This is a genomic window from Nostoc sp. NMS7, assembly GCF_017115085.1.
Classification (GTDB): domain Bacteria; phylum Cyanobacteriota; class Cyanobacteriia; order Cyanobacteriales; family Nostocaceae; genus Nostoc.
Genome location: NZ_JABXKJ010000063.1, coordinates 24,830 through 35,629, shown reverse-complemented (window position 1 = coordinate 35,629; position 10,800 = coordinate 24,830). Strand labels below are relative to the sequence as shown.

General features: G+C 43.0%; 13 protein-coding genes. 8 read left to right on the top strand and 5 right to left on the bottom strand.

Annotation, left to right across the window (positions count from 1 at the left end; genetic code table 11):
- Together HWQ38_RS05475 and HWQ38_RS05470 are read right to left on the bottom strand one after the other, a co-directional pair.
- A partial coding sequence (locus HWQ38_RS05475; protein WP_292790835.1) for a transposase occupies positions 1–871 on the bottom strand: 871 nt, incomplete at its 3' end.
- Position 872: 1 nt separating this feature from the next.
- On the bottom strand, positions 873–1,109 hold the full coding sequence (locus HWQ38_RS05470; protein WP_292790834.1) for a helix-turn-helix transcriptional regulator: 237 nt from the start codon (positions 1,107–1,109) through the stop codon (positions 873–875).
- Between the two features lie 186 nt (positions 1,110–1,295).
- On the opposite strand from HWQ38_RS05470, the gene HWQ38_RS05465 reads away from it, so the two are divergent.
- The 3 genes from HWQ38_RS05465 to HWQ38_RS05455 all read left to right on the top strand — a co-directional run bounded on the left by HWQ38_RS05465 (position 1,296) and on the right by HWQ38_RS05455 (position 2,157).
- Entirely contained in the window at positions 1,296–1,574 is a 279-nt protein-coding gene (locus HWQ38_RS05465) for a hypothetical protein (protein WP_292790833.1), read from the top strand.
- 65 nt (positions 1,575–1,639) lie between these two features.
- A complete protein-coding gene (locus HWQ38_RS05460) occupies positions 1,640–1,933 on the top strand; it encodes a hypothetical protein (RefSeq protein ID WP_292790832.1) in 294 nt (97 codons plus the stop codon).
- Positions 1,933–2,157, top strand: coding sequence for a hypothetical protein (locus tag HWQ38_RS05455; protein WP_292790830.1), 225 nt, complete (start codon positions 1,933–1,935; stop codon positions 2,155–2,157). The genes HWQ38_RS05460 and HWQ38_RS05455 overlap by 1 nt, the downstream gene beginning before the upstream one ends.
- A 67-nt stretch (positions 2,158–2,224) precedes the next feature.
- On the opposite strand, the gene HWQ38_RS05450 is transcribed toward HWQ38_RS05455, so the two are convergent.
- Entirely contained in the window at positions 2,225–2,659 is a 435-nt protein-coding gene (locus HWQ38_RS05450) for a GIY-YIG nuclease family protein (protein ID WP_292790828.1), read from the bottom strand.
- A 55-nt stretch (positions 2,660–2,714) separates the two neighbouring features.
- Here HWQ38_RS05450 and HWQ38_RS05445 point away from each other — a divergent pair, with 55 nt between their 5' ends.
- From HWQ38_RS05445 to HWQ38_RS05430, 4 genes are all read left to right on the top strand, one after another.
- Positions 2,715–2,906 carry a hypothetical protein gene (locus tag HWQ38_RS05445; protein WP_292790826.1) on the top strand — a complete coding sequence of 64 codons (192 nt, stop codon included), beginning with the start codon at positions 2,715–2,717 and terminating at the stop codon, positions 2,904–2,906.
- 102 nt (positions 2,907–3,008) lie between these two features.
- Entirely contained in the window at positions 3,009–3,197 is a 189-nt protein-coding gene (locus HWQ38_RS05440; RefSeq protein WP_292790824.1) for a hypothetical protein, read from the top strand.
- Positions 3,198–3,261: 64 nt separating this feature from the next.
- Positions 3,262–3,573, top strand: coding sequence for a hypothetical protein (locus HWQ38_RS05435; RefSeq protein ID WP_292790821.1), 312 nt, complete (start codon positions 3,262–3,264; stop codon positions 3,571–3,573).
- A gap of 73 nt (positions 3,574–3,646) precedes the next feature.
- A complete protein-coding gene (locus tag HWQ38_RS05430; RefSeq protein WP_292790820.1) occupies positions 3,647–4,159 on the top strand; it encodes a hypothetical protein in 513 nt (170 codons plus the stop codon).
- On the opposite strand, the gene HWQ38_RS05425 is transcribed toward HWQ38_RS05430, so the two are convergent.
- Positions 4,156–4,581, bottom strand: a complete 426-nt coding sequence (locus HWQ38_RS05425) for a hypothetical protein (RefSeq protein ID WP_292790818.1) — start codon at positions 4,579–4,581, stop codon at positions 4,156–4,158. The genes HWQ38_RS05430 and HWQ38_RS05425 overlap by 4 nt on opposite strands.
- Before the next feature lie 229 nt (positions 4,582–4,810).
- Positions 4,811–5,563, bottom strand: a complete 753-nt coding sequence (locus tag HWQ38_RS05420) for a hypothetical protein (protein WP_292790816.1) — start codon at positions 5,561–5,563, stop codon at positions 4,811–4,813.
- 120 nt (positions 5,564–5,683) lie between these two features.
- Between HWQ38_RS05420 and HWQ38_RS05415 the strand changes: the two genes are divergently transcribed.
- A complete protein-coding gene (locus HWQ38_RS05415) occupies positions 5,684–10,765 on the top strand; it encodes a tape measure protein (RefSeq protein WP_292790814.1) in 5,082 nt (1,693 codons plus the stop codon).
- Positions 10,766–10,800 lie beyond the last annotated feature (35 nt).

The window sequence follows — 10,800 nt, the reverse complement described above, 5'->3', positions numbered from 1 at the left end:
CGATAACCTTGGCTTTAGCTAATAACCATATTGCAGTTTTATAGTGAAAATCTTTGCGCTGATTAGCAACTTTTAAGTGAGCTTTGGAAACACGTTTAATAGCTTTCTTGCGACGATTTGACCCCTTGTGTTTTCGGGATAAATGACGCTGTAACCGCTTCAGTTTTTTCTCGCTTTTGCGGTAATATTGGGGGATTTCTATTTCTTGGTTGTCACTCGTTACCAAGAATGATTTTAAGCCCATGTCAACGCCCACAGTATTGTCAGATGTAGGAATGACATCAGAATTGATGCTAGGCACTGTCACATCTTCAAGGCTGAGACTGATATACCACCCATCAGCTTTACGGGTAATCGTCGCGGTTTTGATTTTAAATCCCTCTGGAATAGGACGGTGCAAAATCATTTTCAGTTTGCCAATTTTGGGCAACTGAATAAACTTACCCGTCAGATGTTCTGATTTGATAGGGTCAGGAAACGCTAATGAATGATAACGCCCTTTGCCCTTGAAACGTGGACGACCAGAACGCTTACCCTTACTGTCCCCTTTTAACCACCTGTCAAATGTCTTTTCAACCCGTGCAATTACGTCCTGTAGAGTGTGTGAAGGCAGTTCTTTATATTCCGGGAATAGAGCTTTGCTATTGGTTAAATCCCGCTTTTGACTATAGTAATCAGGTTTGTCCTTAAGTGGTGCAATACCACAAGAAATGATAGAGCATCGGTTAACGTCACAGCGATTATTTTCCCACCAGCTAAACCGTTCTGCCAACCTGTAGTTATATTGACGGCGACATAATTCAAGCCAGTTTTCAAAGATGGCTATCTGTTGCTTTGTTGGTCGTAAACGGTACTGGTAAGCAATTCGCATTTTAATCTGGCTCGTATTTCAACAAATCACCAGGAGTGCAGCTTAGAGCTTTGCACAGCAAATTTAGAGTATCCCTGTCTAATCTTTTGGGCATTTCTCGGTATGCCTTTAGCTTTGAAATTGTGCTTGGGTGAAGCCCTGTAATTTCTGCAAGTTCCCCAGTTTTGATATCACGTTCAAGCATTAGATAAGCCAGGTTCCACTTGACTGTCATTTCTAAAAATGCAATGTACTGCATCTTTAAGTTACCTCTTAACGAGTGGAATCTATGCTTATACTAACCTTTTGCCACCGCTACGTCAATATTATTGTCTTAAAGGTTGCAATCTAGTCGAAACGACGATAATATAGATATAGAGAAAGCGCCCTGGTCTTGCAAAACTGAAGCGCCTCTCTATCCACGTAATTCATGGAGACTTCTATTATGACATTAGCAACGGTTGAAATCCAAGCTGTAGCACAATTCCAGTTAAACCTTCACATCACCGAGCAATCAGAGTCAGCCGCGTACTACGAAATTGACTCTACTGATGATATTTTCGGCAAGCTTTACCGAGTTTGGGGCGGCGAAAAAGGAATCAACCTACTTGGCACATTCTACGAGAGCTTAGAAGGTTTTTGGATATCCCAACCATGTTGCACCACACAACGCACATCGTGGGCAACTGACGGACAAGCGATCGCGGCCATTCTTACAGCATAAATCAAATTTTCCCATCATCCAGAGGCGCAGTAACAGCGTCTCTTTCATGCTTTGTAGAGGTAAAAATGAAAATTCCTAACAGTTGGACACCGCCCAAATACCATTTTGGGCAAAGAGTAAAGCAGGGCGAAATCACCGGATTAGAATATCATCCCCCTGGCACACGCAGGGCTTACGAACTCGGCGCTGGCTGGAGTTACACCGTGTTACTAGATGATTATTGTGATTCTGTTGACATTTTTAAAGAGAGCCAAGTTGAGTTAGCGACACCAAAATCACACAAGGAAATTAAAGAACTGATTGACCAACATCTAGTCAGAATAGCCGCACTTACTGAACAGTTGGAGGGCGAAAAGTGATGGATTTAGAATCGATTAGGGGAATTCGCCACGGATTAGAAGATTGTCGCCGTGAAGGGTTAACAAAGTTTCTTAACGAATTTATGCCAGTTTTGTTTTCTCAAGGTTATACCTTTGAAGACTTGTTATCTGCCCTTGCTAATTGGGCGGATGAGCAGGCGAGGTTTGAAAGAGCCGTGGGGCATTTGGAAAAGGCTGCAAGCGAGATTCACTCTATAAATTAGCAGTGATACGCAATTTCTCATTACCTGCCATAGATATGTGGCAGGTTTTTTGTTCAAAAGCTCATTTTTAAAGAACCACATATTTAGCTTCTAAATATTTGTTGTATGGGCAACTTGGCAAGTATTCATTACAGATTTTCAGCCAAAAACGCTCTTGGACTTCTATTTTAGATTGAGAACACAATTCTAAAACACAAAATACAAAGCTCTCATACCCTCCCTCCTTCCAATCTTGTTGAAGTTCTGCTGTTCTGTGTTCTCCATGTTTTAGCTGTGATAAATGAAGTCGCCATCGACTGTAAATATTTACTGAACCACCAATATAAACTCTTGGTCTGTTGCAATTGCAAATCGCATATATTCCACATAACTTAACTGGGGAAGGTCGGAGACATTGTTCTGTTTGTGTACAAACCAATGACCACAATTCATTCAGTAAGAGTGGTTTGTAAAATCTCTCAACGCTAGAATTAACAGTCTTAATTATTGCTACACCAGACATGTGTGTTATCTTAAATCTGTATACCACTATTATAGAGTATATCTGGTTTACAGTTATGCCCGGAAGAAAAAAATTAGACCGGATAAGTTTGCACGCGAGAGTTGCAACAGGAACGCCGGAAAAGCTAAAAGAAATTGCTCAAGCCTTTGGTTTTACGTATGATAAAGATGGCTCTACAGGACAGATGCTAGATGCGATCGCTGAAGGTAGGTTGATATTAATACCTAGCAAAAAAGTAACAAAGTAGTTTGTAAAATCTCTCAAAAGTGGTTTACGTTTTTATAATTATAAGCCATAATAGTAAGTATAAGGGGCAAAAACATTACACCCTTATCAGGAGGTGAAAAGATTGACTAAATCAAATGGTGGCTCAAAAAAGCCCAATCCTGAAGACCTAGAGGTTTATGAACCAGCTTCAGTTGAGGAAGACCACATTGGTTACTTTAAGACTGATGTTAAGGGTCAGGAGGGGAAGCTAGTTGACAAAGACAAACTCCCCCCTGAACTGAAAGAGCCAGAACAAGGTGAGTCTAGTTAGTAGCTAGAACTCACTCCCCCAAGCCCTTGCTTGGGGCTTTCTTGATTATTTGGAGTATAACGCAATGGACACAAATGTTTGCCATCCTGACTATTATCGGATCGTTGAGCGCCGAGACGGAGAGTGGTTTTTGAAATTTGGCGAATTATTTTACTCAAAATTGCCGTTTGCTGTTGACATGAACGATTTTGAGCTTCTGTATGGAATTTCTAAACAACAAGTAGCCGTTGAGTTATTTCGCCTTAATAGTGGACAATCTGGCTATTACTTGGCGGATCTTCGCAACAAACAATATTACTACTGCGGGACGGAGCCGGAAGGGGTGAAATTACAACTGCGATCGCTCGGTATTGGACGCGATGATCCTATAGAGTAGGTCTTACGATTTATTGATAGTGTTCATAAAGTTAGTAACTGTTAGGATGGGTCTTATTAGGAGCGATCGCACCATGAAACCCATAGCAATCTCACTACGAGCCGATGAAGCTTTAAAAATAGCAATTGGTGAAATAAGAATTATTTTAAGCACGGAAGTAGAAAGCAAGCGTAAAATCTTGATTCACTCTTGCTCTTATTCAACGATAGAAGATGAAAATATAGCCTATAAAAGGATAGCCGAAATAGGTTTTTCACCCGAAGAAGTACCAAGGAACGCGATAATTGGTTGGGCGAGAATAGCAGAAATTAAAACTTACAACGCCGCAACTTTTGCTATTGATGGGAATTTGCATGGTCACGGGATTGATTTGAACGACTTTATCACTCAACAAGGTTGGCAGGGGCAAACAGTTTACGGTTATTTTTTAGAAGATCATCATATATTAAAAATCCCTGTGATGGGGATTGGAACCGAATATGAACACGGTGATGCCTGGGAAGCGGTAAGCCCGTTTCAACTTGTGTGCTTTGAACGGGCTTTAAATACTGAAAGTATTGATATAGCGAATACAGTGGGGTACTAAATCCCTAATCTTGCAGCCGCAGCCGCAGCCGCAGCGCGTTCGCCTGGGGTTCCACCGCGCCGTATTAATTCACGAATAGCTGCATTACGGCGTGATTGATCTCTTCCACCTGCGCTTGCTGCTGGTGCTGGCGCGTTGGTTCTTTTACGGTTTCTACCTCTATCTTTAGCCCCTGCTTGAGAACCAATAACGATCGCACTTGATCCACGGTAAGGATCGTTACTGGTTCGTTTTAATCCGCCAGTTCCACCACGGGCTATCGCACCGCCTCTCGTTGCCAGTCCACCACCTCCACCTGCAATAGCTCCACCCCTTGTAGTTAATCCACCACCAGCACCACCGCCAACATTAATAGTTCTTCCTGGCGCTGCTAATCCAGTTCCCCGCGCTGCACTACCTCTAGCGCGTGGGACTGTAGCCAATCCACCGCCCCTAGCCCTGGTTCCCCCGGCAGCCGTTCTGACACTACCATAAGCCCTGGTAGCTGTAGGCGCTCCAAAGCCACCCCCCCCCCGTTTTTCTTTTTGCCATCTGTCTTGTATGTGTAAGGTACAAAACTAGATTTCCCAGTCAAAGCATATACGGAGACTTACCCAATTTTTAGTCAGTAGTAAATAAAAAAAATCACTACGCTGTTTAGCCAAGCAACGGTTAGTTTTGAATGCCATACCTTTGAAACATCACCAACGCTTGATGGCATACGCGCCCAAGCATTTCTTTACTTGCTTGGGATTCGGCTTTAACCACTATTTGTGTTTCTTTTCCGTTTTGACTATTTACAAACCATTCCAGAGAACTATCCGTCCTAAGTTTACCCGTGATTCCTTCACAGGACTCGGTGACAGCTGTATTAATTCTGGTAGCTACATTTCCTGTGAACTTGTAGGTAAAGACTGTGGCTTCTCCATATCCAGTGAATTGAGCCGATGATAAATCTAAGGAGAGTGTTTCACCTGTTGAAGTTTTACCAATGACTACCCAAGGAGAATTAAAGGAATTTTGAGAATCTGGTTTAGAATTCCCTAGCTGACAAACTCTCTTTAGTAAAGCTTGACTTCCGGTAGAATCTGCTTTTATTTTAATTGCTCCTGTAAAATCTCCGTTTGTATTGATGGAATCAACTAACCATTCTGATTTATCTGATACTGTTCCTTCGATACAACTACCCGTACTTCCTGTATGTTCGCGTGTTTCTTTATCATCGGTGACTCGATAAGAGAACCATAGCCAATTACCCCCATGAGCTTTTGTTTCAACCGAATTAATATTTAGAGATAAAATACCGCCGCTACTAGTCTTACCTATTGTCACCCAACGCTCAGATCGTGACGTTTGTGCTAAAGAAGGTAAATTTGCGAGAAGAAGGGCAGACGCGATCGCTGATACGGCTAATTTTTTAAACATAAAAGTGGTAAAAATATACTTCTGCGTTGGCTATCAAGTCTTACTTAATACACTCATCTGAGATTAGTTTACCCATTCCGAAGCTGGGAATAATACAGATGTGATTAATATTGCGTCTAAATGACCTTCTCCAGTGGCAGCTCTCTCGGCACTCTAGAACTACAGCTAACCGCTAATCAAGCAGCGCTACACGCCCAACTAAACCAGACCCGCGCCTACGCGACACAAGTAGCGCGGGATATCGAGCGCCAAATAAATCGGGCTTTTTCTAGCCCACCAAGAACTAGCAGTACACAGTTGCCGGGGTTACAAAACGCACCATCTCAAGGGGCGGCGGCTGGTGCAAGTGCTGGGAAGTCATTTACTGATAGGTTCATGAGTGCGATCGCACCAATAAAGGGAGCGATTGACAGCATTTTTAATGGCACATTAGAAAAAGCGGGAGCCTCGGCCTTTAGTTCCGTTACCAGTGTAATCGGATCGGCTGTTGATGCTGCTAAGGGTTTTGCTGGTCAAATATTCAATGTCACAAAGGACTTCCAGGGGTTTGAGTCGAGTTTAAAAACGTTTCTCAAAGGCAATCAACAGGAGATTGATAAATTTGTTGCGGGGTTGGAGAAATTCGCCGCGACTACACCTTATGAACTCAAGGATTTACAATCAGCTGCGATTCAGAACTTAGCCACTGGCGCAAAACCTGATCAGATAATTAAGGACTTGAAAACAATTGGTGATGTGGCGGCGGGGGCAAATGCACCCCTCAAAGACTTGATGGAAGTGTACGCCAAATCCCGCACTGAAGGCAAATTGCAGAATGAAGATATCGCCCAATTTACAGGGCGTGGTGTGCAGTTAACAGCAGAACTTGCCAAGATGCTGGGTGCTTCTCAAAAGGAAGTAACGCAGTTAGCAAGTGATGGAAAACTTGAATTTCGCCACCTCGAAGAAGCAATGCGGCGCATGAGTGCCGAAGGTGGCGCTTATTTCGATGCAATGAAGAATAAGGCGACTACTTTAGAAGGTAAATTATCTAATGTTAGCGATACGTTTTATCAGTTTCAAAAACAATTAGGACAAAGCCTTGAGCCATTGTTCAGCACGATTACTGACTTTTTAGGACAGTTAGTTAGTGGGCTGACCAACAACAAAGACTTGATGGGTGACTTGAAAGGTCAAGCTCAAGGATTAGCGAGTTATTTCAAACAAAACCCTGAAATTGCGGAAAACTTATCAAATGCTTTAAATGAGTTAGTTCGCGGCGCGATGTCAGCAATGGTTGCAGCCGCGAAACAACTCGGTGAGTATTTAAAGCAAAATCCGAGGGCGATTCAGGATGCTGTTAGTAGTGGCATTGCACTAGGTCGAGAAATCGGAGGAGTCGTCACAAGTACAGCATCTTTGGTTAGTAATATTGTGCAATTTACCAAAGGTGTTAAAGATGCGGCGATCGCTGTCCGCGATGTCCTTGGGGGAGCCATAAAAGCACTCGGTATAGGGGATAAGAAAGACAATCCTGTTGCAAATTTCTTGTTCGGTGATATGTCACAGCAGCAAGCAGATTTAAAAAATAAATTATATCCGAAAAATGCTTTATCAAATTCATCATCCGGCAGTGGCATAGATCCGATCACAGGAACCGTTCTAGCACTCGGTCAGAGCTTCTTTGGCGGTGGGGCTACCAAAAATACATCTCTAGATGCATCTGATACAGGCGAAAAAGTTTTTGAACACGCAATGGCTTGGGTGGGAAAAGATTTTAAAAAAGGTGTATTAGCTCGTTGTGCTGATTTCGTAAGAACTGTTTTAGAATCATCCGAACTGGGCTTAAAAGACATTGGAATTACTAAAAATCCAATTGATGCCGGATTGCAATCCGGCAACGGGTCTTTAATGGCTCGGTCATTTTTTGGAAAAGATATCGGGCAAGTGTTTTACGATAAAAAACAAGCAAGAGTCGGTGATCTTGTCGGGTTTCGTGGAACTTATGGAGAATTTAAAGGTACACAGGCGATTTCACACGTTGGTATATATGCGGGTAATAATGAAATCATTGATCGATCCACCTCTTCAAAACCAGTAAGAAAACGGTCGTTAGATACTTTTGGTGAGGATAATTATGTTTTTGTTCGACCTTACGCTTATGGAAAGTCGGCTATGGTCGGAGACAAAAACCCTGTACTGAATGTTATTAGCCAAGTCATTGCACCAATTCGCCAAGCGATACAAAGTGCATTGAGTGGAGGAAAACCCGCCACAAATTCAGGTGATGTGCTTTGGGGTAAAGCCGCGAACTACGCACCATCGGATTTATCTAAGCTAACGCCAGCCGGAAAAGAAGCTCTTGAAGCGTTGAAAAATCCCAATGTCAGGGCTTGGTTAGATTCTGTGGCGATCGCCGAAAATGGTGCGATCGCAAATACTACGGGCGGGTATGGTGTCTTAGTTGGTAGCGAGAGTAAAGACACCTTTGATCCAAATACCTTAAAAACGCACCCTAGAAGAGTAGTTGGTAAGGGTAAAAATGCTTCTACTGCTACAGGGCGCTATCAGACAATGGATTTTGTCTGGGATGACGATACACAATATAGCGCTAAAGGTTTGGGACTGGCTGACTTTAAGCCACAATCGCAAGAAATCCTCGCTGTGGGACGTATGAAGTATCGTAAAATTTTAGACAAAGTAATGGCTGGAGATATAGAAGGAGCGCTACAAAAACGTAGCAGCCATTATGATGCCCCAAGTGAATGGGCATCACTGGAAGGCAATCCATATAACCAAGGAACAGACGGGGGTAAGCGTTCAACCTTCTTAGCTAATTTCCGGCGTTTTCGTAATGAAAAGCAGTCAATAGCTAATACTCAACAGTATGGGCCACCACTACCAACTTCAGCCCAACTAGCAAACACACCACAGCCTACAACTAGCGCTACATCCGCTACTGGTGGCAATGAACAAGATCACCGCGATTTATTAACAGCACGACGGAAGTTAGCTGAACAGAAATATACCCAGATTGCGGCTGAATACGATACTACGCAAGCAGTCCAGGACGCAGCCCAAAAACAACAACGAGAATTAGATGCCCAGAGACGATCTGCTGATGATAAAGCAAGAGTTAGTAAACTTAAATTAGGCTTTGCCGATGCTCCTGATAGTGAATCTAAAAAGGTTTTAGAGCGCACTTTACAGCAGCAGGAAATTAATCATAAATATGATGAAGATGATATCAAATACGGAGAGAAAAGAGATGATTTAATTAATGCTCGTAATAAAAAGGATTTTGTACTTGCTGAATCAAAAAGACGACAAAATGAAGCCGCAAAAACCGAGACAGACCCTAAACGCCGTGAGGAGAAAATTAAGGCTGAACTTGCTTTCTCAGCTAAAGAAACAGGGACGGATTATAGTAAGGGCATCAATCAACTAGACCAACTCATTGCCGAAAACAAAGAGTTACGAAAAATCGAGTTGGAAACCGCTACTGTTACAGATTCTACAGCAGATAAACAAGCTGAAACAGCTAAAAATAGACAGCAAGCAATTGACACTCTTAACCGTTCATCAGCAAGTTATGTTGATTCGCTAAAACTACAAGAATCCCTCACCACTTCCGAGCCAACTAAGCAGAAGTTAGAACAAGCGATCGCACTTGAGGAATCGACACACGGGGTTAAAGTTGAAATAATCGAATTAAAAAATACCCTTGATGATTTAAATGAGCGCAAAACCTACTTACTCGGTAAAGGCGGATTAAAGGCAGACTCTCAAGAAATTCAACAATTAAATAAAGAAATTGCTGAAAACACTGCCAAAATCGATGCGGCTGCCCAAAAAGGTGGGATTAACTTAAAGGTATTGGAAAACCAATACAAGCAGACGCAAACCGCCATGCAAAGGACACAACAAATCGAGAAGGAAGATTTAGACCGTAGTACCCAATTATCACAGTTGAATAGAGAGATGTCCTTTGCAAAAACTCAGCAGCAAAAGGCTGAATTGCAAGCGCAAATATCAAAGATTAGTGCATTAGGCGATGAGCAGAAACAGTTACAGCCACTCCAGCAGCAATATGATGATTTAGTCACTACCCGTCAAAGGTTGGTAGATGAAGGGAAGGTGGACACTTCTGGTGATGTAATTAAATCGTTGGACGCTGAGATAACAAGGTTGAATAATCAAATTAAACAAATCGGTATTCAGTCTAAAAACAGCTTTGAAATTCTAGGCAAAGAATCGCAAAAAGCAATTGAACAAGCTAGCCTTGCTGACATGGAATCTGCTTTATCTAAGGAATCAGGACTTGTTAACAGTAAAGCCTCGCTGCTTTCAGGACAGGCTAAATTAATTCAAGGCAGGGGTGGTAATGAATACCGAGCATCGGCGCTAGAGGGTGAAGCATCCCAGATGCAAGAGCAGATTAGGTATAAACAAGAGTTGCTGCAAATTGAGCAACAGATTGCAGCAGCACGGGGGACTTCTAGCGAGTATACAGCAACAGAAATCGGCACGATGAAGGCGAATGCTGAGGCACTTAATCAAATCAATTTATCAAGTATTTCGGGACAAGTTAAGACCCTTGGTAAAGACTTAATGGATGTCTCAAAAAACGCCTTGGGTGGGTTTTTCACTGACATCATCACTGGGTCAAAATCGGCGGGGGATGCCTTCAAAGACTTGATAGGCAACATCGCCAATCAACTCGCACAGTTAGCGGTTAATCAGCTAATTTCTGGCATCTTTGGCGGCGGTGGTGGTGGTGCGTTGGGTGGAGGTGGAGGCGGCGGCGGATTCTTAGGCGGGTTGCTGGGGTTTAATCAAGGGGGGATGGTTCCTAACTACGCATCAGGGGGTAGTGTGGGAGCGATCGCGTCAGCACTACAACGTGAACGTGCCGCATCTGGGCGCACTCCACTGCTGGCCGCACTTACCCCAGGCGAAATGGTATTGACGGTAAAACAAGCCAAGCGCTTCCAAGAACTCAAGCTAGAAAAAGTTTTGAATTTTAATAATGGTGGGGTAGTTGGGGGCGTTTCTGGCGGTGAAATACCAGAAAGCGGCATGACCATCAACATCCCTGTCAGCATTACTGGAGGGGCAAAAGAGACATCGGTTGATGTGCCACGGCTACAAAGTTCAATCCGAGGTGTAGTGGTAGAGGAATTGCTGAAACAGCAGCGTCCCGGTGGTGCATTGAATAGATAATGATTTGCTCCTATGAATATATTTATATGTATAGG